The organism is Paenibacillus sp. JDR-2 (assembly GCF_000023585.1).
In the GTDB taxonomy this organism is placed as follows: Bacteria; Bacillota; Bacilli; order Paenibacillales; family Paenibacillaceae; genus Pristimantibacillus.
Genome location: NC_012914.1, coordinates 1,847,381 through 1,867,737, shown reverse-complemented (window position 1 = coordinate 1,867,737; position 20,357 = coordinate 1,847,381). Strand labels below are relative to the sequence as shown.

Annotated in this window: 30 protein-coding genes; 4 read left to right on the top strand and 26 right to left on the bottom strand. The window is 47.9% G+C overall.

From position 1 onward, the window contains the following. Position 1: 1 nt before the first annotated feature. From PJDR2_RS08205 to PJDR2_RS08170, 8 genes are all read right to left on the bottom strand, one after another. Complete coding sequence (locus PJDR2_RS08205) at positions 2-901, bottom strand: RecT family recombinase (RefSeq protein WP_015843202.1); 900 nt, start codon at positions 899-901, stop codon at positions 2-4. Beyond that, positions 891-1,136 (bottom strand): hypothetical protein, encoded by a 246-nt coding sequence (locus PJDR2_RS08200; protein ID WP_015843201.1) that lies wholly within the window; start codon positions 1,134-1,136, stop codon positions 891-893. The genes PJDR2_RS08205 and PJDR2_RS08200 overlap by 11 nt, the downstream gene beginning before the upstream one ends. Then, positions 1,133-2,677: a hypothetical protein gene (locus PJDR2_RS08195; protein WP_015843200.1), complete on the bottom strand. Its 1,545-nt coding sequence runs from the start codon at positions 2,675-2,677 to the stop codon at positions 1,133-1,135. Before PJDR2_RS08195 ends, PJDR2_RS08200 begins: the two co-directional genes overlap by 4 nt. After that, positions 2,677-3,282: a hypothetical protein gene (locus PJDR2_RS08190; RefSeq protein WP_015843199.1), complete on the bottom strand. Its 606-nt coding sequence runs from the start codon at positions 3,280-3,282 to the stop codon at positions 2,677-2,679. Before PJDR2_RS08190 ends, PJDR2_RS08195 begins: the two co-directional genes overlap by 1 nt. Beyond that, complete coding sequence (locus PJDR2_RS08185; RefSeq protein WP_015843198.1) at positions 3,282-3,545, bottom strand: hypothetical protein; 264 nt, start codon at positions 3,543-3,545, stop codon at positions 3,282-3,284. Before PJDR2_RS08185 ends, PJDR2_RS08190 begins: the two co-directional genes overlap by 1 nt. Before the next feature lie 244 nt (positions 3,546-3,789). Continuing rightward, positions 3,790-4,233 (bottom strand): hypothetical protein, encoded by a 444-nt coding sequence (locus PJDR2_RS08180; RefSeq protein WP_015843197.1) that lies wholly within the window; start codon positions 4,231-4,233, stop codon positions 3,790-3,792. Positions 4,234-4,244: 11 nt separating this feature from the next. Further along, a complete protein-coding gene (locus PJDR2_RS08175; protein ID WP_015843196.1) occupies positions 4,245-4,874 on the bottom strand; it encodes a Rha family transcriptional regulator in 630 nt (209 codons plus the stop codon). A 32-nt stretch (positions 4,875-4,906) separates the two neighbouring features. Beyond that, a complete protein-coding gene (locus PJDR2_RS08170) occupies positions 4,907-5,119 on the bottom strand; it encodes a helix-turn-helix transcriptional regulator (protein ID WP_015843195.1) in 213 nt (70 codons plus the stop codon). Between the two features lie 175 nt (positions 5,120-5,294). On the opposite strand from PJDR2_RS08170, the gene PJDR2_RS08165 reads away from it, so the two are divergent. After that, positions 5,295-5,942, top strand: a complete 648-nt coding sequence (locus PJDR2_RS08165; protein WP_015843194.1) for a LexA family protein — start codon at positions 5,295-5,297, stop codon at positions 5,940-5,942. A 34-nt stretch (positions 5,943-5,976) separates the two neighbouring features. On the opposite strand, the gene PJDR2_RS08160 is transcribed toward PJDR2_RS08165, so the two are convergent. After that, a complete protein-coding gene (locus PJDR2_RS08160) occupies positions 5,977-6,201 on the bottom strand; it encodes a hypothetical protein (RefSeq protein ID WP_015843193.1) in 225 nt (74 codons plus the stop codon). Between the two features lie 51 nt (positions 6,202-6,252). On the opposite strand from PJDR2_RS08160, the gene PJDR2_RS33820 reads away from it, so the two are divergent. After that, positions 6,253-6,483, top strand: a complete 231-nt coding sequence (locus PJDR2_RS33820) for a helix-turn-helix domain-containing protein (RefSeq protein ID WP_015843192.1) — start codon at positions 6,253-6,255, stop codon at positions 6,481-6,483. A 237-nt stretch (positions 6,484-6,720) separates the two neighbouring features. Here the strand turns inward: PJDR2_RS33820 and PJDR2_RS08150 are convergent, their stop codons facing one another. The 11 genes from PJDR2_RS08150 to PJDR2_RS08095 all read right to left on the bottom strand — a co-directional run bounded on the left by PJDR2_RS08150 (position 6,721) and on the right by PJDR2_RS08095 (position 14,297). After that, positions 6,721-7,110 carry a hypothetical protein gene (locus PJDR2_RS08150; protein ID WP_015843191.1) on the bottom strand — a complete coding sequence of 130 codons (390 nt, stop codon included), beginning with the start codon at positions 7,108-7,110 and terminating at the stop codon, positions 6,721-6,723. A 278-nt stretch (positions 7,111-7,388) separates the two neighbouring features. Beyond that, positions 7,389-7,586 carry a hypothetical protein gene (locus tag PJDR2_RS08145; RefSeq protein ID WP_015843190.1) on the bottom strand — a complete coding sequence of 66 codons (198 nt, stop codon included), beginning with the start codon at positions 7,584-7,586 and terminating at the stop codon, positions 7,389-7,391. 16 nt (positions 7,587-7,602) lie between these two features. Next, entirely contained in the window at positions 7,603-8,115 is a 513-nt protein-coding gene (locus tag PJDR2_RS08140) for an accessory gene regulator ArgB-like protein (RefSeq protein ID WP_015843189.1), read from the bottom strand. Beyond that, on the bottom strand, positions 8,105-8,740 hold the full coding sequence (locus tag PJDR2_RS08135) for a hypothetical protein (protein WP_015843188.1): 636 nt from the start codon (positions 8,738-8,740) through the stop codon (positions 8,105-8,107). Before PJDR2_RS08135 ends, PJDR2_RS08140 begins: the two co-directional genes overlap by 11 nt. 3 nt (positions 8,741-8,743) lie before the next feature. Further along, positions 8,744-8,953, bottom strand: coding sequence for a helix-turn-helix domain-containing protein (locus tag PJDR2_RS08130; RefSeq protein WP_041613361.1), 210 nt, complete (start codon positions 8,951-8,953; stop codon positions 8,744-8,746). A 530-nt stretch (positions 8,954-9,483) separates the two neighbouring features. Then, entirely contained in the window at positions 9,484-11,826 is a 2,343-nt protein-coding gene (locus PJDR2_RS08120; protein WP_015843187.1) for a hypothetical protein, read from the bottom strand. Then, positions 11,823-12,518: a M23 family metallopeptidase gene (locus PJDR2_RS31810; protein WP_049790032.1), complete on the bottom strand. Its 696-nt coding sequence runs from the start codon at positions 12,516-12,518 to the stop codon at positions 11,823-11,825. Before PJDR2_RS31810 ends, PJDR2_RS08120 begins: the two co-directional genes overlap by 4 nt. 1 nt (position 12,519) lies before the next feature. Then, positions 12,520-12,966 carry a hypothetical protein gene (locus tag PJDR2_RS08110; protein WP_015843186.1) on the bottom strand — a complete coding sequence of 149 codons (447 nt, stop codon included), beginning with the start codon at positions 12,964-12,966 and terminating at the stop codon, positions 12,520-12,522. 100 nt (positions 12,967-13,066) lie between these two features. Further along, the gene (locus PJDR2_RS08105; RefSeq protein WP_015843185.1) at positions 13,067-13,279 is read right to left on the bottom strand and encodes a hypothetical protein; all 213 of its coding nucleotides are present in this window, start codon (positions 13,277-13,279) and stop codon (positions 13,067-13,069) included. Between the two features lie 12 nt (positions 13,280-13,291). Continuing rightward, a complete protein-coding gene (locus PJDR2_RS08100; RefSeq protein WP_015843184.1) occupies positions 13,292-13,507 on the bottom strand; it encodes a hypothetical protein in 216 nt (71 codons plus the stop codon). Continuing rightward, positions 13,500-14,297 (bottom strand): ParM/StbA family protein, encoded by a 798-nt coding sequence (locus PJDR2_RS08095; protein WP_015843183.1) that lies wholly within the window; start codon positions 14,295-14,297, stop codon positions 13,500-13,502. Before PJDR2_RS08095 ends, PJDR2_RS08100 begins: the two co-directional genes overlap by 8 nt. 296 nt (positions 14,298-14,593) lie before the next feature. Here PJDR2_RS08095 and PJDR2_RS33435 point away from each other — a divergent pair, with 296 nt between their 5' ends. Together PJDR2_RS33435 and PJDR2_RS08085 are read left to right on the top strand one after the other, a co-directional pair. Then, positions 14,594-14,725 carry a hypothetical protein gene (locus tag PJDR2_RS33435; protein WP_265525113.1) on the top strand — a complete coding sequence of 44 codons (132 nt, stop codon included), beginning with the start codon at positions 14,594-14,596 and terminating at the stop codon, positions 14,723-14,725. 60 nt (positions 14,726-14,785) lie between these two features. Then, positions 14,786-15,337 (top strand): hypothetical protein, encoded by a 552-nt coding sequence (locus PJDR2_RS08085; protein ID WP_015843181.1) that lies wholly within the window; start codon positions 14,786-14,788, stop codon positions 15,335-15,337. 41 nt (positions 15,338-15,378) lie between these two features. Here the strand turns inward: PJDR2_RS08085 and PJDR2_RS08080 are convergent, their stop codons facing one another. Genes PJDR2_RS08080 through PJDR2_RS08060 form a run of 6 tightly spaced genes read right to left on the bottom strand, consistent with a single transcriptional unit; the run spans position 15,379 to position 20,348 of the window. After that, positions 15,379-16,188 carry a GH25 family lysozyme gene (locus tag PJDR2_RS08080; RefSeq protein WP_015843180.1) on the bottom strand — a complete coding sequence of 270 codons (810 nt, stop codon included), beginning with the start codon at positions 16,186-16,188 and terminating at the stop codon, positions 15,379-15,381. Next, positions 16,166-16,636, bottom strand: coding sequence for a phage holin family protein (locus tag PJDR2_RS08075; protein ID WP_015843179.1), 471 nt, complete (start codon positions 16,634-16,636; stop codon positions 16,166-16,168). The genes PJDR2_RS08080 and PJDR2_RS08075 overlap by 23 nt, the downstream gene beginning before the upstream one ends. 33 nt (positions 16,637-16,669) lie before the next feature. Continuing rightward, positions 16,670-16,816 carry an XkdX family protein gene (locus tag PJDR2_RS32360; RefSeq protein ID WP_015843178.1) on the bottom strand — a complete coding sequence of 49 codons (147 nt, stop codon included), beginning with the start codon at positions 16,814-16,816 and terminating at the stop codon, positions 16,670-16,672. After that, positions 16,817-17,176: a hypothetical protein gene (locus tag PJDR2_RS08070; RefSeq protein WP_015843177.1), complete on the bottom strand. Its 360-nt coding sequence runs from the start codon at positions 17,174-17,176 to the stop codon at positions 16,817-16,819. Beyond that, positions 17,177-20,050: a hypothetical protein gene (locus tag PJDR2_RS08065; protein ID WP_015843176.1), complete on the bottom strand. Its 2,874-nt coding sequence runs from the start codon at positions 20,048-20,050 to the stop codon at positions 17,177-17,179. A gap of 1 nt (position 20,051) precedes the next feature. Further along, on the bottom strand, positions 20,052-20,348 hold the full coding sequence (locus tag PJDR2_RS08060; protein ID WP_015843175.1) for a hypothetical protein: 297 nt from the start codon (positions 20,346-20,348) through the stop codon (positions 20,052-20,054). Positions 20,349-20,357: the final 9 nt, after the last annotated feature.

The window sequence follows — 20,357 nt, the reverse complement described above, 5'->3', positions numbered from 1 at the left end:
CTTACTCCAGATCGTCGCCTGCAGCGTCCATCTCTTCGATTTTGAGCAGCAACGCTTTGTGAATGCCTTTCAGTTCGGCCAGCGTATGTGCATCGCCTTTTGCTTTGTATTCAGTCGCCAAGATTCGTTGCTGATCTTCTTTGTTATCAACTCCAAGCTTCCGGAAAGCCCGCACGATGTCTGCCTTGACGATAGCTATCTCGTTTGCTTGCGCAGCTGGCGGAGCTTCGATTGCTGGAGCTGGTTCGGCTGTCGCGTTGACTTCAGATGTAATGTCGCGGCGTTCGTAAGGCGAAGGAGATGCTGCTGTTTCCGGTCCAACCGATTCATCCTCAGCAACTTCAATGCCGTACTGGCGCTTAAACGCGCGCTTGATTGCATGCTTCACGATCATATCGTCGAAGTAATCCTTCCACATCTGACCGTTACGGCCTTTAAGCAGGTGGTCGACTTGATCATTCGTAATAATGACGGCGATGTTCGGAGCATCTGTCCGGTAAGCCACACAGTAAGCACCGATTGTTTTGCCACGTTGCAAAGATGTAATCTTGTGAACCGGTACGCCGGATACAACGTCAATCTCGAATTCGTCATGCTCTTTAACCTCAGAAGCAATGAATCCGCCGTACTGTGGGTGCCGCTTTGCCAAGGAGACGATACCTTCGACGGCAATCTGAATACTCATTACCGGGCCGTCCTTGCCGTTGTAGACAATGCAGTAGATTTGGTTTAGGAAAGGGTTGAGTCCGCTGCGCGCGCAAGTTTGAACGAAGAGAGCGAACTGCTCGTTAGTCGTGCCCTTGGCGATTGTCGCCTTTAGTGTTTCAAGCTCAGTTTGGTTGAAGTTGCCGACGAGCGCCTGCGTATCGATTGCTTGAACTGCTTTGTTGTTATTTGTCATATGGGAATAATGCCTCCTCTTGTTTTGGTAGTTCTAAAAGCTTTACATCAATCAGTCTGTTTAAAGCAGATACAATGTTCATCACGTCCGTAACATGCAGATCAAAGTTCTGTGTATCTTCATGGAAAGGGAATGCCATTGTGATGCAGTTGCTACCCTCGACACGTCGGAAGACGATACAATCACCATCAGGCTGTACTTGCCGCCATGTCGGGATTTTTATAACTTCGATCATTGAATCACCCCATCTACTTCAATTTGCAATGTTTGCTCGGGTACCGCCCGGCCGGTGATGACCTGGTCGTATGCTGTGATTGGTCCGGTATACTCTCCAACGTTATCGATGAAGACCGGTGCAATGATTCCAGATTGCTTGTGCAGCACCTCTGCCAGTTCCAGCCCCGCGGCGATCTTTTCTCCGGTCGAGAGGAAAGCGTAATCCTTGCCGTCCATCTGGATGCTGAAATCTGGCTCATATGCATCGTTTGATTTCACGTATTTGAACAGCCGGACCGACAACCGTGTGAAGTTGGATTGAATCTCGGCAGCCTGCAACTCCGCTTCCTTGGCCTTGTAGGCCTTGATCGCATCAAGGATCAGCGTTGATTCCCGGAGGCTGATAAGCGTTGTGGCTTCGGTTTCTTCGGACTGTTGCAACTCCACTTCAAATCGCGCTCTATCTTTGTGTGCTCTAATTTTTTCAGTGATAAGGTCACGTTGATCTTCAAGAGCACGCACATTTGCCTGTCGTTCAGTAACATCAACCCATTTCGCAGCTGCTAGTGCAGCTTTCGCTTCATCACGGATTGATTGCAAATTGCTGTGTTTAGATCTGTAGGCCGCGATACGCTTTTCTTTGTCAGCTATTACAGCTTTAATTGCATCTTCTTGAAGTGGCTGCGCACAAGTTCGGCAAGTATCATTTATAGCTTCATCTTTCAGTGCAGGCCATGCAGCTTTTGAAGAGTCCACTTCGTGTTGTGTGTAGAAGAGCGCCGATTCCAATTCGCGGTAACTAGTATTTGTTTGCCATGCCGCCGCAACAATAGCGTCTTCCTTGGCAATCTCTACTCTTAATGCCTCGGCCTGAGTTTCCAATTCGGTCAATTCACCTTCTACAGCTGGCATTCTTTCGAGCATCTCGCGTAGTTTCTTGGTAGCCCCGCCAGCCTCGGTGTGCGCCTTCTCCAGCCGCGTCTTATCTTGCTTGTGCTTGCTTTCCAGGTCGGAAAGTGAGTTCTTTTTCAGCAACGGCTCGAGCTTGTCGGCGTAGAGTTTCTCGATTTCCTTCAAAACTGCTTTAGTCAGTGGAGCCGTCGCGCCCTTCATTAATAACTCGCGCTGCTCAGTCCATTTCAGGCCGAAGAAGTAAGCCGGGAAGTACAGGGACATGAATTCGTCTTGCGTAATAAGTGCTACCACCGCTGCGGAGAAATCGGTCGCTGATTTCGGAATGTCATTTACATAGAAGTTGTTTTTCTTCTTCTCGTCGATCTCCCGGGCGAACTTATACTCCGTGCCGTCGATTGAGAGAAGGATTGAAGCATAGACCCGATCGTATTTGTAATTGCTCGGCCGCGGACTATATTTATCCTTGGTGTAGTCGTTGCCGTACAGGTCCTTACCGAACAGGATCCAGATCGGAGCGCCGCCGATTGATGATTTGCCCTCGCCGTTCTTGCCGGAGAGATTAGTTACATTGCCAAAGGTTATGGTTCGGTCTTTGATGCCGGCGTAATTGATAAGCTGCTCTTGGATTAAGCGAATGACTGGCATCAGTTAGAACCTCCATTCAGTTCAATCTCAGCGGCTTTCTCCTGCAAGCTTTTAAGCATCTGAGGAATGTTAAGCCGGTTAATCATGTCGGCAGATAATTGCGCCTTCAGGTTTGATTCCAAGGTTTTTATGATGGTTTGTTCCGCATCCTGGCGGGACTTCTTAATGAGATCGGATACTTTACCAACAAGCTCTTTTTCAAGGAACTTGTTCACGAAATACTCGTGAACTGAATACTTTGCATCCCTTGAATAATCCGGTTTGTGGCCCTTTTCATCCAACACCTTTTCTCGCAAGAATCGTTCATACCGCTTGCCTACATACTCGCTAATAGTCATCATTTCAACCGATGAACCCCACTCACTTGATTTGTGTGGGATTTGTACAGTTTCAATCCTTTCTTTCATGATTCCAGCAAGAAAATCATCGCTTACCTTTTCAGCAACCTCAGCCAGCTTTGCATTAAGCATTTCAGTTGTTGCTTTCTCAACCTTCGCCAGGAATCGCCCTTGAAGGTTTTGAATTACTGCATCTTTAATCGTGGAGTCAAGATCACCTTCTTCAGAGATCCAATCTAAGTCGAGTTCAATTTTTACCTTTGCCATTAGCGAACATCCTCCTTATTAATCTCTTCTGCCGGACCGTCGACCGCGATTGTCATCCATTCAACCTGACAAGGCAGATTTTCTATTCCGAAGATCGTCTGCCCATCTTCGTCGAGAAATTCAAACTTAGGAATGTTTGGAGTGCTTTTATCAACGATCTCGATTATGACGCCGCCGCCAACCTCTTCACCAACAGCGAATGTCTGCTCCATCTCGCCTTTATAAACCGTTACCGATTGGATAACCCGCTCTCTTTCAACCACCTGAATTCCTCCTAAAAACCATGATTTCGGGCTTAAAAACCCGATTTTGGCAAAAAAATAATAGGACCTGCTGAAATCAGCTATATCGGTCACAAAACTCATGTTTGGCGCACTTATCGACTAAAATCCCATGAATCGCTATTGCTCCCCGTTTATTGCCAAATCCAGTGACCCCTATAACCTTCCATCCATTTACTTGTTGGCACGGATTCCCCTCCCTCTCATAAGTGCGCAAAATCCATACTTAGTGCTTTTCGATAGCCACGCGATGATCCTCGAAAGGCTTGTGTCTGACCATGTCGTGTTGAAGATCAGAAATCTCTTTTTCTAACCAACATTCCGCGGCATCGTGCACCTCACCACTGAACCTGAAATCGTACAGGTTTTTTAAATGCCGGGCAGATTCAAGTTTGGCAAACCGTATATCCTCGACGTCCACAGACTCCATGCTGAGGGCAACGAGCTCTGCGTATTCATCCAAGCTGACTCCTTGCTTATGTAGATCGTGCTGTTCGTAGAGGTCAGCCAGCTTGTTACGGCGTACCCGCATTGCGTTGAGCTGCAGCTTATGGAATCGGTACATGTTACGGGCATGCTTTGCTCTGGCCGGATCACGATCTGCTTTCGCGCGCTCTTCGAGCTGGAGGAAATGTAGGCATTTGTTCATTACTCGTTGGAAGCCGGTCATCGAATCGCCTCCTATGCAGACCAGGCGTCAATGTATTTCAGAACGGCCGGCATATCCTTGCTCAAGATGTCGCGGTAACTCGGTACACCCCAGCGGTCTTTGATCTCTCGATACAACTCCCGGAACAATTCGCTTCGTTCAGCGGTTTCAGATGTAAAGTCGTAGACCCGGCTCGATACTGCCTTTTGAATGCGGCGCTGTTCGCCTTGTGTGAGTGTGATTCGCGTCTCGACTTTTTTATCCACTTCCTCAATACGCTGCTCGATTACCTGTGTGCGCTTATCGATCATAAGGATCGCTTGCAGCTCCGGGCTAAGTCCGGCCAGTGGATTGTTGAGCGTTTCTTTCATCCGGTTGAACTCACCTATGTACATTTCTTTGAAGCGAGCTGCTTCTTTGCCGGTGTAGCCCATGACCAGGAAGGAAAAGCCGTCTTGTGTGATGAGGTATTTGGTGTACGGCCTACCACGTTCGTTTGTATAATCTGACGGCTCAAAATTGAGCTGTGAAAATTCTTGGCTGCATTCAAGGTTTGCAATGTCGCGCAATACGTTTTTATGCTCCTTGCCGAACACTTCAGCTATTTTCAAACTGTCTGTAACAGGACGTCCATTTCCCATGAAGACCAAAGATTGATTCATTTGTCATCATTCCTCCTTTGTTTAGCGGAGTATCACATCGTGTCTTTTTCGAGACACCCCGCCTCAAAAAAATTTTCGTAAGGCACATTAAATAACTGACTTAGCTTCGCAACTTCATCGGCATAGAAACGAACATGTCCGTTTTCTTTTCTCGAGTAAGTTGTAATCGAAATACCTAACGTCTCTGCTACTTCTTGCGCTTTCTTGTTTGCGTTAACTCGTGCTGCCTTAACCGAAATCTTCATCCGTTCACCGCCTCTCTGCCGAACGTTTATTCGTGTATCGTTTAGGACACACTCAGAATAGCACCACAATTTTCCTTCGTCAACCCATAAAAGACACGAAAATTTATTTTTCTTGATGTACGTGTCTTATCTGAGGTATACTGTTTTCAAGCCATTAATGAAGGGGATTTTAAAAATGACTGATGCATTGGGTTCAAAAAAATTTTACGCCGCAACCGGCGCGAACATAAAAAAGTATCGTGATTTGAGAAATTACAGCCTTCAGGTATTGGCTGAAAAAGTTGGGCTCACAAAAAAGACAATTCAGCGATACGAACAAGGTGAACATAGAATCGATACTGAACGACTTAAAGCTCTGGCTGCAGCTCTAGATGTTACAGTCCTCCAACTAACAGAGGGAGCTTATGAAAAGCTGGGTATCGAAGTTGATGAATCCGAAAACGTTACTTTGCCGGTCGTAGGTAAAATTTCTTGTGGTAATGGACAAATCGCATATGAATATATCGAAGGATACGAATCGACTCCTCGCTCATGGATCAATGGCGGAGAGTACTTCTACTTGAGAGCTAAAGGTGACAGTATGCAAGGAGCTCGCATTTTTGACGGCGACCTGCTGCTGATTCGCAAACAAGAAGAGGTTGAAGACGGAGAAATAGCTGCAGTATTAATCGGAGAAGAAGCTGTCCTGAAGCGCGTTTATCGTCAAGGAACGACACTTGTCCTTCAGTCGGAGAACGCAAATTACCCACCGATCATTTGCACGGCAGGGGAGAATAACATATATGTGATTGGAAAATTAAAGAAAGTTGTAATCACTTTTTAATACTAAACAGCCCAGGGGCGAACCCGGGCTGTTTTTATTTTTGTTTAATAATGGCAGTGACCTTACCGATAACTAGTATATCTCCGGGCGTCATTTCCTCGGCCTTCTTAAAGACCATCACAGAGATATCTTCTTCACTTGCAACAGCGACAATGTCACCATTACAATATGATTGTGTTAAGATAATTTTTACAGAATCACCCTTTTGAATGATGTTTGACAAACTGTTTGTTTTTGCTTTGTAGATGAATTCGCTCATAAGAATGGCCCCCAGATATATGGAATGATGCTGCATTAGAAAGGAGAAAAGATGAAGGCACTCGAGCGGGGAGAGTGCCGATTACGTGAACATAGAATGCGGGCTGGACTAAGTCAGGAAGATTTATCGTATGAGCTTGTCAGAAAATTTGGCTTGGAGATATCAGCCAATATGATTAGCCATTACGAGAATAATCGAAAGCCCATGAGCATTTATGTTCTAAGAGCATGTGCAGTAATTCTCCATAAAAAAATGGATGATTTCTACACTTGGTCAACGTAACGGATTGCGAATTTTCGCTCTCCCCCGCTCGGCCCCTTAGCTATAGGTAATGGTTAGAAGACAATAATTGTATCTGTTTATTATTATTAGGTAATTTTAATGGACAGTAAACAAAAACTGAGTGCACTGAATTTTTTATAGCGATGCGACAAAGAACGACAACATTTTCTTTTTAAGTATGCTAATATTCACAAATCAAAAACCCCTACCAGCCGAAGGTAGGGGTTTTACCTAAATCTATAGGTTGTTGACGATATGAGCATTGGGGCTATGCACCCCGATTAGTTCGATAACTTTTTTATACTTGTCCCACGACATTGAACATCCGCCGTTAACCTTGTCCTTAATATCATACTCGAAGTATGCTTTTTTGAACACCGGATCCAACACCTTAATGTTGTTCAAATTAACTGCGTTGTTCCGATCCACGATCATAAAGTTTGTATAGCCGGAATTCCGGATGAGGTCGACCCAGTACAAAAAATCGCCTGCAGCAAAGTATGTCTTGTTGCCTATGTGGAATATTACACGCTTAAGTTTACGATTGTACTCCAGATAGTCTACATCGCTAATCTTTGTTGGAATCAACCCCGTTGTTCCTGCTATATCTCCCGTTAATGTGACCATGGTTAAATCAATCCCCCTACTTTAAAAGTTCTTCAGGAGCGTCCTCACTGTATACCAGCAGCCAGCTTTGTGGAGATACTGTCGTTGCCAGAACTGCTACCATCATGAGGCCCGAAGCTGCGATCATTGATACTGCGTGTTTGATAGACGTGAATTTTTTCATGTTTGTTTCACCGTTTCCTCTCAAATGTGTGTTTTTATATCTCTTCTCTCTATACAGGGGTTGGGGCACTGCGGTAGTTGCTACATCGTCACCACCACCTTCTCGATTTTTATATTCATTTAGTCTCTAAAAATCTTTCTAGGTTCAAAACTGCTTTTTTCACTTTAACAATGGATTGGCGAACCTCTGTTTCATAATTTTCTTTATCTGATGGACCGCAGTTAGTTTCTAAAGCAAACTCAATTGCTTGCATATAATCAGCTAACTTCCAAAATGATTTTGGTTCCATCAAGTCATCAAAACGATTGCTCATAACAAAACCCACCTATTCATTTTTTAATCAACGTTAGTGCTTGAGTGAAGAAGGCAACCACCATCACGGGCGATTGGATCAGGAAGTTGCTCGCTACGATCAACAGCGCGATAAGCCGGAGCTTCGAGTAGGATTGCTTTTGAACCCAGGTGCTTTTCTCCAGCCGACTTGGTGCAAAGAGCAGAACCAACAGGCAGCTTGCTATGTTAAGGATAAGCGTCCATTGGTTATCCAACGTGATGTAGGAAAGGATTGTCGCTCCCCCGGCGCTTACCAAGATGCAGGCTTCTGTCGACTTCAGGTGTACTCCGCCGGATACGTGCCGCAGCAGGGCGAAACATACCAGGATGATTGCGACCTCAGCGGTCCGGCCGGTGAATAGCGAGATCAGCAACGCGCCCGATACGGCAAACACTGGGTTGAGTATCATCATCAAGGAATAGCGCAGGACCTCCACGCTGGCCGGATGTTCTGGGGCTGCGCTTTTTATCCCTACTGCCATCTTGTTTGCTAATGCTTTAACTATCACTTTCTTCTTGCTCCTTTCTCATTGCGTAGTAAAGGAAGATCATCATTGAGATTATGAAAAAGGTAAGCAGTATGTACAAGTTCCCAATGTAGACCACAACACCCATTGCCAGACAGAATAAAATGCATGTTATAAAGACCAGCTTGCTTTCCCATTTGAACCGGTATTTCTCGAAGTCATTCGCAAATCCAATTCCGAATTTGTAAAGCGTGTGGGCGATCAAGACGCCGATTACTCCAGTTAATAGCTGTATGATGTAACCCTTGTACGCAACCGTCTGGACTTGTTCGACCGATAAGTATCCACCGGATGAATAGGCAATTAATAGTTGGACTAAACCGAAAGCTACATACCCGATCCCGGCTGATACCACAGATCCTAGCAAGGGCATTCGAACAATATACTTCATAAACAGGACTGAGAATAGTAAGTTGATGACTGGTACAACGAATGGGAAATGTGTGTCTTCCCTCATGTAAAAGCTCTGTAGATTCATAAGCACTATCAAGATTAAAACCGGCAGGATGTAGTCAGTTAACTTAAACCTAAAGATATACAACATAAATGCATAAACTGCTAAGCCTTCAATTGTCGAGAAGAGCATGAACCAGACAAAATCAAGCATCCTCTAATCCCCCTCAGCATTACCTCCAGGCTCTCTGCCTGTAAGGCGAACCATTCCTTCTCTAGTTACGATCCAAACTTTTGCTGATTTTCTTGCTTCCCATTCTTCAAACCTTCCTCTATTACACCATTGCGTCACTGTGTTTTCTGAAAGTCTCCATAACTCCGCTGCTTCTCTGGAAGAATAAGTTGTGAAAATCTTATTATCTTTCATGCTTAACCAGCTCCCTCCTTGCTTGCTTTTGAGGGCAAACTGTATTGTTTGCAATACAAATATAACACCTCCACTGTATTGTTTGCAATACACTTTCTCATTTTTTTTAGGTATTTTTTCACATTCACTCCATTCGACAATATTCGTCTTATATCCTTTGTTCCCATGTTATGTAATATAAAAACGAAAAAATCTCCTGGTTTTTTATCAACCAGGAGATTTCTCTTTATGGAAACGTACTGCCATCTCATATATAACCAACCTACCCAATTCACCAGGTTCAAATAATTTCTTATGTTCCTCGAGGTATTTCATGGTATCGACATATAAAATATTATCTAACGCTAATTCTTTAGACTCAAACCAATCATTATTACCTTTGAAATACTTACAGAGTTCATCATCCGTTAATTTCGATACGCTTCCATTTCTTCCTCAGTGCAATAAGGTTCATCCAAACCTGATATCATTTCTAACCTCCATTAATAATATCTTAGTTAAGCTATTTCGACACATATTTCGATACACCTTCAACACACCGGTCTAGGAAGTTTGGTAATAAACCGTGCATATCCATCTTTATTCTTGATCAGGTTCAGGCTATGGTATCGCGGCAGCTTAAGAAGATCCTCTTCCTGGTAAGGATAAAGCTCACTCTTGAGCTCGTCGTAATTCTTCTTGTCACAGCCGGCTATCAGCATATATGATGCATTGGCCGACCGCAGCTCGTCGCGGATGTGCCGGATCTGGTTAAGGTAGTGCGCTGAGATGATTGGCTTCAGTCCGAACTTGGCATATTGGCTGAGCTTGCTTCGCATGAACTGCTCTGTGTGCTCGACTTGATATAGCTCATCAACGACTAGATTAACCTTCACCATTTTGCTCCGGTCGCCGCCGAGACGCTTACTCCTCATTTGCAGCGCCAGCCATATCTTAGTGCTCCAGTAAGTCGTGTAGACGTCACGCTCCTGGTCTGTGCTGAACATATCCGACGGCATCCGGATACAGATCAGCTGGTTCTTCTGCATTTCATTAACCAGGTCGACGTTTCCGGCCGTTCCTTTATCAAGCATCCTCTCCATATAGGCATTCTGCTCCAATTGGTTAAGCCGATCGATGATACCAACGACATTTGTGTCCTTCGTTCCAACGATTTTTCCACTCTTATCAAGTTCATTTAGTTCACCGAGCCAGCGAATGTACTTGAGTAGGTTATCGCTTTGAACTTTTGGAACGAGTCGTATAAGGCGCTCACGGACCTCGTGGTCTTGTAGGCAATCAAATACTTCCCTAACGCTGCCGCCGCTGCTAAAGGCGACCAACGAAGCGCTGACGAGGTAGCGTTGCATCTTTGCTGATAGCTTCTTCTCCTCAGCATTGATCGAATTGACCAGCGTCATCAACTGAGTGGTTTGCTTCTTCGCATTGTCGTAAGCTTCGAATGGATCCGCGCTGATTCCTACCTCGTTATAACCGATTCCCTGCATCTTACGGACGGCGCCGCATTCTATGACCAACACCTTATCCTGTGGAATTACAGCATCTACTTCTCGACTCAATTCGCATTGGCCAACGAAATCGAAGATGATAACACACTCGCCGGCGTTAATCGCATCGCGGCTTAGGTTTCCGATCAGCGTTGACTTACCCGCGCGAGTCGGACCAATAAGAACTGTCGTAAGGTTCTGGAATTCTCGGTCGCTCGATAGGTATGCAGCCTGCTCATGACCGCGATAAGTGTTGGTCCCGATGCACATGACGCCTTGCTTTAGATCGTCCGGGACCTGCGTTTCCTGCGTCTCTACGCGATCAATGAAGTTATATCGCTCGAGCACATCGCGGCCGGCCAGAGCAATGAAGTTCTGCGCCTCCTGATCTCCAACCTTGTTCTTGGACGCTCCCGGCAGGTAGCGGTCCGTAAAGTGGAATTGTCGCCGGTATGGCTTATACAGCAGCCGGTTGTCGTCCGAAACAGTATCGAATGACTGTGCCAGGCTGCGCGCCGCGTTACGCTCCCGGAGTTTATCATCGCTCTCCGCCATTACAACGATCTGCGTATCAATAACTGTGCTAGTCGCCTTCTTAGATGTGCTCTCGCTGATCCGGCGCGCGCCGTTCAAACGATCAAGCAGCGCATCCATATAATCCCCACCGGCCGAAGATGACCCTTTCCCTCCGAGCGATTCTGCAATTTCTTTAAAGACCGCATTCCCTGCCGCGATCAGATATCGGAACAGGAACCATCCACCCATCTTATCCCGGTCCACCGGCAACCGGCGATTAACCTTGTCGATCGTAGCCTTGTAAAGGTGCCGCCAGCTAAGTTGAGCAGTCGGGATGAAATTATATAGCACAGCCAGCTTATCACCTTCCTCCAGCAGCTCCACGGCGTTCAGATTGCTGACCAGTAGATCATTGTTCCGGCGATCGGTGGCAGTACTGAGTGCATCCTCCTTCTCATACACCAATTCATACCGAGTCGCGGCCGGACTGAATCCCGGGAGCTCCGGAACCTCCTCGATCGTTACCTGCCCCCACACGTCCGACAACTTCTCTCGCAAGAACGCCAAGTGCTGTCGCGGCACGATGAAATAGAATTCAACCTTCCGCTGCTCCATGTAAATATAATAGGCCACCTTAGCCGGCATCGTGTATCGGTACCGGGTGCCGAGTACGAATTCCCGGCCCAATGCTTTAATCAGTTTGTGCTCTTCAATCTTGACGTTAGCCAGCACGGACCTATACAGGGCGGCAATTGCCCGGGCTACTTTATGAGTGCCTTGATTCCGGACAGAGTTATTCGGCTTAATGCGGAGATAGACGTATTCAGGCTTTGTTACCTGCAGGTATTTCGTAATTGCAATGCTCTTCACTTTGCCACACCGCCCAACAAGTATCGTATTAATGCCACTGATGTAAAAGTTAGACCAGCCCATCTGTATCCGTTCTTGAGACCCACTGTGCCAAGGATAATAAGCACAGCACATCCAATCAGTCCAATTCCATAGCTCAATTCATAGAGGGCCATAGAAGCCGCCTGCAGCCAATCCAGAACGTGTGCCGCCATACTATGAGCCAATTGATCCTTCACAGCGTCACCAATGCCTCTGCCGTGTGTAAAGTGGTCTGTAATCATCAGCGCCGGACCTTTAATTCCGAGGAATGACGGACCCGCAATCTCTCCGGAGTAATGCTGTAGAGCATTGACCAGAGAAGTCGGGTCCGCGGGCTTGCCGTCATGCAGCAGTGAAAAGTGGAGATGCGGTCCGGTGCTGTGCCCGGTGTTCCCGCTGAGCCCTAGCAGATCTCCTGCGTCAACGTGTTCGCCAGGACGAACGGATACTTTGTCGAGGTGTCCGTAAATATGAACGTCGCCATCCGCCGTCCGGACGTGAACGCCATTGCCAATCAAGTTGTTATGAACGACTTTCTCGATTGTGCCGTCAGCAATGCTGTGGAGCTCAGTGCCCCGCGGCATTGCCAGATCAATACCACTGTGGACCCGGCCGCCGCGGATCTCCTCCAGCACTCCATACTCTGATGAAATACGGAATTTCATTGGCATATCAGGTCACTTCCTCAAACAGGACTTCTACTTGGTTAAAGGCCCAAGGAAGACCCAGTAAGATTACGTACACCAGCAGATACGCTAACCCCGATTTACGAGCTTGCACGAAATCACCTTGAACCGTGGAGCTGATCGTGTCGAATGCACCTTTGATTAGAACGACCCATTTCCCTATTCCAATGAGTTTGTGGTAAAGCTTACCTGCGTTTGCATCGATACTGGCATCAGCAGCGAACGCCGTCACATCTAAACCGATCAGTAGCACCAGTGTCATGGCGCCAATCCGGTATATCACCTTATGGCGATCGATGTGTTCGACTATGATCCGCGCGCCGGCTTTCACCTTCTCAAGGAACCGCTCGATATGGTTAATTTGATTGCAGCTATAGTTATGTGGCAGCGGTACGATTTCGCACATCCCGGCCTCAGTCAAACAAAATTTCATGATCTCCCTCCTGTACTTGCATCATTTACGATTGGATGTCATAGGCTGAGGGTAAACCGCCCGCAGCGCCTTGCCCGTACTGCGCCCATGGCGGTTTTTGCTATTTAAACGCCTTAAAAGCATTGATGAGACGATCCGTCCCGAAATCAAAGCCCATGCCGGCAAGGGCGTCAATAACCCCATGCAAACAAACGACAGCGATACAGCCGAGGATAATATAAGCTGTTGTCTTGAGAACTTCGAAGTAGTGCTGTTCCAATCTTTCGAGCTCTTCAATCTTCTCGATCTCCCTTCCGTTAATTTTGATTGTCACGATAATTCCTCCTCATATGAATGAACTTGCATTGAATTCATCGTCTCCGACAGCTGCAGCAGGATGGTAAGAACTAGCCACCGCCGATCCGCCTTCCATATCCCTCTGAATAAGCCTCTTGAGATAACCCGACCTATTCGGCCGGCTGCACACCCATTCATGCATCTTCGCCTGGTCCGGGTCCAGCATATTAAAGCAAACCGGCACCTTATTGATTTTCTTAGCCATACACCTTCCTCGCGATCATATGGAATGCCCGAACATTGGCCGTAACCGGATCCGGAATAACCCCAACATTCGGGAAGTACGGTCTCAGCAGTTCCAACATCACTAGAGCACCGCCGCCGCACAGATTGACCTTCTCCTCTGGCTGCCACTTTGCCGCCCTCGCTGCTCGAGCAATTTGATGAGCCAGCGCCGCTACACCGCCTCTCGTCGTCTCCACTCCTGTGCTTAGCGTAAAGCTCCCCAAATCATTGAACTGCCTATCGATTAAGGTCCCGAAGTTCACGGTCCCGCTGCCGATATCAATAACCCGGATAGTCCCGCCGACCGGAATCAACAGGCCGGCAGATACACCTTCCGCCGCGACCTCGCAACGTTGAATCAAAATAATGCGGCGCTGCCCGTTAACCGTGATGTCATGCCTGCGGTTTAGGAGCATTCCTTTGATTGCATTCTTTTCGTCAGGCGTGTGCGTCTTGATCGGCTGGCCGACAATGATCTTTGGCGCCGGGTCCGGGCAGTATTGGTGTAATGCAAGCAATACACGCAAGGCCGCCTCCGGATGTGCTTTCGTGTCTCCTTTTAAGCTATCCGCGCAATCACTCTCCCGCTGCGCCAGTGTGCCGGCAAAGCCTTTCTCGCCGTTGTACTCCCACTCGAAATCGAATTGCCCTTTGCTTTCGATGTTCCGCGGACGCCAGTCGTAGCTAATTGTTGACGGGAACTGCCGGACCTGATCGCCGTCATAGACCTTTATTGTCGAACCGCCACCGTCGATTGTTAGAATGCTCATGCCATCAATCGCCTCCTCTAAGCTGTCGCCACCGGTGTTACCATTACCAAGCTGTTGAAGCCTGTCGGTTAATCACTGGTTATGTCACTAGCCTATGGGGGAAGCTTGTTCATGTTTCCTAACTCTCTCGGACCTGCTTGTATTTTTTTCAGTAGATTTGTCCACACTTTAAAAGAGTTAGGAATATGGAACGAGGGTGGATAAGTATGTATGGATTAGGTAAGGCGAGAAGTCCTTTCGGGGAGTTTGTTGATAAAAAAAAGATACCTCATGGGGAGCTGGTGCGTATAAGCGGAGTGAGCAAAGACACAGTGACCAAGGCATGCAGCAAGAACGAGCCGCTGCGGGATATTTCGAAGAACGCACTTGTCGCAGCGATCCGGAAGATGACCGGTGAAGATGTTTCGTTGAGAGATTTTGGGTGGTAGGTCAGAAGGGTTTGTATTATAGTGGGTATTAATTCCAAAAACTTGTGAGGGGTGCCAGATTTGAAGAAATTATCCGTACTGGCTTTATCATTAATTACAGCAGCCATTCTCGGGGGATGCGGCGGCAACAATAACGAGCCGGCTAAAGAAGCGAAAGCCACAGTGGCGGCAGAGTCTCCTTCTATGGAGGCAGCCACAGCAACACCAGAAGTAACGCAGGAGCCTTCATCGCCACAAGAAGCTAAGAAGCTTTCGGCAGACGAGCAACTTGCTCTGGACTACGTTAACATTTATCTGAATGGTACGGATAGGGAAGCAGCGAAGAAATTCGTTAGTGAGAAGATCCGGCCGGATACACAATCTATCTTTGCACTAGGCCAAGATGCGACACCTTCGGAAGAAAATATGTTTAAGAATCCAGTGGTCGTTGCTTCGGAGGACTATGAGACTTCGGGGCTGAAAGGAAAGGTCGTTCTTGTGCAGAGTAAGGACGATACCAGCAAAGAGCTAATTGTATTGAACATGGAAGGCAAGCTCGGCTTTGTCTATGCACAGAGCGATGATGCCGAAACGCAAGCTAATTTCGATGACATGCGCAAGCTGTTTAAATAACGCAAAAAAGCCCACCAGCCGCATTGGCCAGTGGGCTTTCCTTATTTCTTCGTCAGATCGACTCGTTTTGCTTCCTCATTCCACTTCACGTCAGCCCCGAGCGCATTCGCAACCGAACGGACCGGGACATAGGTGATGCCCGCCTTGCTGTCGTACAGGCCGTCTACGAGTTTCACGCCATCGACATAGACAGCAACTTCTTCCATGCTATACTCCTTCTTAACGGGTGCCGGAGGTTTCGTATACTTGTCGTAGAAAACTTTCTCCATTGCGTTGATATCGACGTTACCAGTGATGCCCTTTACAGCCCCTGTGGACGTGTATTGGAAGACCGACCACTTATCCCATGTGCTGTTAGCCATCGGCGTCGTAGCCCCGTAATGCGCGATCCAGAGCGGCCAAGGCGCAAGTTGCTTGCCAAGGTAAGTCTTCGCGAAGTTAGCCCCGGTGTAGACCATAGCCGGATGGCCTGTGATCCGTTCTACCTCCTGCAGCCAGGCCACGCACCAAGCAGATAGCTTTCCACCGCCTACCGTCTCAGCCTTACCCTCCACGTCCAGCACATGTGGGAAGTCCGCTTTATAACCCTTAACTGTGCTGGCGAACTTAGCAGCCTCGACAAGGGCGTCGTTATTCTCCGGATGTGCGTAGTGGTAATAGCCGACTGCAAGGCCGACTGCGGCAGCTCCCTTGGCGTTAACATCGAACTTGTCGTCAAGGACCGTCCTGCCCTCAGTCGCCTTGATGAAAACGCCCTGCACACCGTCCGACTTAACGGAAGTCCAATTAATCGCGCCTTGATGGTGCGAGACGTCGATCACCTTAACATTACTTGCCGACTTCGCTTGCATCCTTTTCACCTTCCCCTTTCAGTTGTACGAGGCGGTCTTTGATGGCCTGTGGTACCAGGATGTTGAGCTTACCCAAGTTCTCTACGATCGACAAGCCTTCGCGCCCCAAGTAGAAGTAAAATGCAATCGTCCGGAGCACCGGTTCCTCGTATCCAAAGAGAACATCGAACTTAACAGTCAGGGCAATTACTCCGAGAACAACAATCTTACGGACGCCGCCCCAAAGCATTGCATCGCTGTCGACCCTTCTATCTTTAATAGCAGCGAGAAGCCCAGTTACATAATCAAAAGCCATGGCATATAGCAAAGCCTGCAAAGCAACATCCCACCCTCCTAAAGCTGCAGTAATAGTCGTCACGATGACCGCGAAGGTACCGCCGAGCAATGATTCCTTCGGGCCGGACCCCACGGCTGCTGTCGAGATGTTGAGCATTAGTTGTTTAATCATCAGCTTGCTTCCTCCTTATAAGAAAAGCCCCGCTTAAGCAGCAGGGCTCTCGTATACCTCGCCTGTAATGGTTTGGAATTGTTCGGACGTGATCTTCCCAGCCTCAACGAACACGCGAACCTGCGCGGCGGAGTAGAACCCTCGATCATAATAATTCTTGATTAGCGGATACCAGTTCATTTACAGCACTCCCTTCAGGACAAGATTAAGGATAAGATCGGCCTGCGCCTGTTCGGCAGCCTGCAACCGGAACTGCGTATCTGCCAGTTCGAGTGCTAGCATCGCATTGATTTTCTCTAACGTCGGTAACGGAGCAGGTGGCTCAACAGGAGTAACGTCAGCCGTCACTCTGTCATCTGTGATAGTGATCGTGACTGCGCCGCCGTTGCTGTGTGACTCCCATATTTGCTTAGACAATTCCTCGTCTTCTACGATGCAGCTTCCGGAGGTTTCCGGCAATTCATCAACAAAGGCGACCCCATTAGGAATCGCCGCAAGTAACGAACCATTACCTTTGTCATACTCAATTAGCAGTTTCATCTACACGTCCACCCCGCTGAGCGTATTTGGATTAGATGGCACTAAGTCTCCACAAACCTGAACATTTCGGAAATATGGGTATGGTGTGCTGTTGATGTACAACTGGAGGATCATATTCGGCGGCAAGAACGGTGTTTCAATAACCACCTGACTGTATGTCGTCGAAGATGAGTCGAAAGCTAATTCGTTTTGCGAAGTACTTAACACACTCCAACCAAAACGGCCATTCACCCTCCCTGTGTTACCAGCAACTGTTGAGCGGACTTCCATTTTGATTCTGTATTTCCCGCCATACTTCAGGTTAATTACTTTCCATTGAGACGTGCCGCCCCCGCGTTCAACTGGTAACGACAAGAGGATGTTGTCGCTCGGCGTAACGAATGAATCCAACGTATCTACGTAATTCTTGTTAGTAGCATGTCCACTTGCTGTTGGGGTTCCGGTAACGAGCAACCCGTTAGCGTCATACATTGCAATCTTGTTTGCTGCGGGTACCGCTGTAGACCCGTGAACGCTGGTCGTCTTCGCTGCATGGCCGTCATAGTCAATCCGCAGGTTGTCCGCCTTTGCTTCAATGTAATCGAGCCCGAAGTCTTGAATGCCGTCACGCGTCTTGATGTCCGCAATGTCCTGCGTGTTCTGCGCTACTGTGCCGCCGAGCGTTGTCTGGTACTCGACCTTGGCGTCTGTGGCATTGGCGGTGTAAAGGTATTTTTCGAGCAGGATGTAGGTGACGAAGTAGTCGGCGTTCGGATCGAAATTAGCTTGAGTACATTCCGCTCTATCCAACCCATAAGAGGTGCCGCCAGTCTTAATTGTCCAACTAGGGTCTATGTTACGGTCTTTGTAGATCGCGATTATTTTGGCTGAACGGTTTTTCAATTTGCCAGTGGACAGGTCCCCGTAATTGGTATCCGCGTTATTGATATGGTACAAGTTCGGATTTGCACCAACCGAAAGCTTAGGCGTCACCTTCTCCCGCACGATCACGCCTTCAAGCAACTCCAACTGGTTCCCGCCCGGAGCCAGCGCGATAGAACCCACGTCACCGGAGATTACCTCCTCGACGGATGTTGCCAGCACGTAATCCAACGTGTATGGCGTGAATCCGGCAGCGAGTGTTGACGGAACCGTCGTGACCGCGCCAGTGTTACTAGTCGCGTTCCAGAGCGTCCATGTCTTCGTGCCGGTGCCGTCGTATGGCGTACCGAACGTGCCGTTGTTCATTTTGTAGCCGTAGAAAAAAGCTTTCCATTCGGCAACGCTTGGCGTATACGCATCGGCGAATCCTGTGTCACTATTCGAAATACGGAAATACGGGACTTTGTCCGATGTTGCGATATAAAAACTGTTAATCTCTGCCGTCGATGTGCCATACTTCATAGGCTGACCATCAGGACGTGTTAAATAGGCTTGAGCGTAAGAAAGCGCTCCGCCGATGGCGTTAGTTAGAGCAGCCATTCTAACCTCTTTAAACCCTGTTGAAGATAGTCCGGAATTTGACCACGTTTGCGAACCATCCAACAGAACGCCTGTAATCCACCGCTTAAGCTTGACCAACTGGCCGTCACGGACATAAACCGAGTCCCGAATGCTTCCGTCAAGATTAGATGCGAGAATCGTCGGCACGTTGAAGTAATCGGCGTTGTATGGCTGGAACGCCACCACCACGGAGCCCAATTCTAGTTGCAGATCGGTAAAAGTAAACGTATTAATCAGGTTTCCATTATCTAAACCGATTTTTAAGTAAGCTGTATTGGCTGGAGTTGTAAAAGTTACAGGGGATGCCGTCGCTTGCGCGTATGCCACCCGGGAACCTAGATTCGTCGTTTGGTCAGATGCGTAAGCGTCCACATACCTCCAGCCGTTCCCACCCATTTTGAACGTGTATGTCTGCCCGGCTACGGAAGGAATCATTATGGTACTCACTTTGTACCCCGTAGAGGTAGCGTTCAACGTAAGCGAATAAGGGCTGTCTACTGCTGCAAGAGAATGTAATGTCCAAGCCGGATCTGTAAACGGTGGAACAAGGTTCTTACCAACCTTCCGCACCGCAGCGCCTTGCAGGTGTTTCACGCTTTCTATATAAGGTAACTTCTCAGCTAATTTATCGCCTGTCCAATCGACATCAACGTTAGCTTTTGTAAAGTCAGCAGTTGATACTTCGATAAATCGAGCATTATCAAATACTGCTGAACCTGTCCCGCCAGTATTTTCGGTATTTTTAAGGTAAATAGAAACTACTTGATCAGCAGCAGGTTGGATTTTCAAAGCAATGGTTCTATTCGTAGTTGTGCTATCCTGAACACTTAACAACGGAGTAGGTGAGTAGACTTGCGCAAACCCTCTGCCAGTCCCGGTAACAGTGACGTCAACGAGGAAGATATAGTATTTACCTGCATAAAGCGTAAAGGCATTTGATCTTGCAACGACCCTTTCGGTGCTCGTGTCGCCCGCAAGAGCGGTTATAGTTTGAGTGCCGTTTGCCGCCACATATTGTCCGAATGCGCCTTTTGACCACCCACTTGCAACCGTTCCGTCGCCACCGTCAAATGCGCCGACCTTACCTAACAAATTCACCAGCGTCCGCCCGTACACCGTCACATTCCCCGGGCTCGGCCCCGTAGTGCTCGCGATGTTAAGCCCGCGTTTCAGCACGAACGGAAGCGTCCCGGCAGCAGTCAGCATATCGTGCGCGTCCGCGATACCTTGCTCGATCTTATTCAGGTTAAAAGCACTCAGTGGCGTGCCTGCTTGAGTGACCGTGCCGGGGCTCGCTGACAAATCGACGCTGTTTGTTGTTTCATTGCTTTTCGTGTAACGATTGGCGAATTGTACAATTCTGTCCAGCCACGTCGTCTTTGTATATGCCATGCTATACCGCCTTCCTTACATAAAATTCAACTTGCTCATAAGCTTTGAAGACCGTGCTGTCCGGTAACGTGATGATGATATCAGCGCGGTAAAGGTGATCGCCCTTGGTCAATTCCTCCGGGCCAAGCCAGACGCTAACAACAGCAGCCGCGGCGTCCTCGATGTCACATGCCTTGGTAAAGGTGTCGCCCTTAAGTTCAACCGTTGCCCCCGTCAAGTTGATTGGATTGCCGTTCTGATCATTTATGGTGAAGCGGAATTCCATGTCCGCGCCTTGTACGATATAAGTTCCCGTCATGATTTCCGC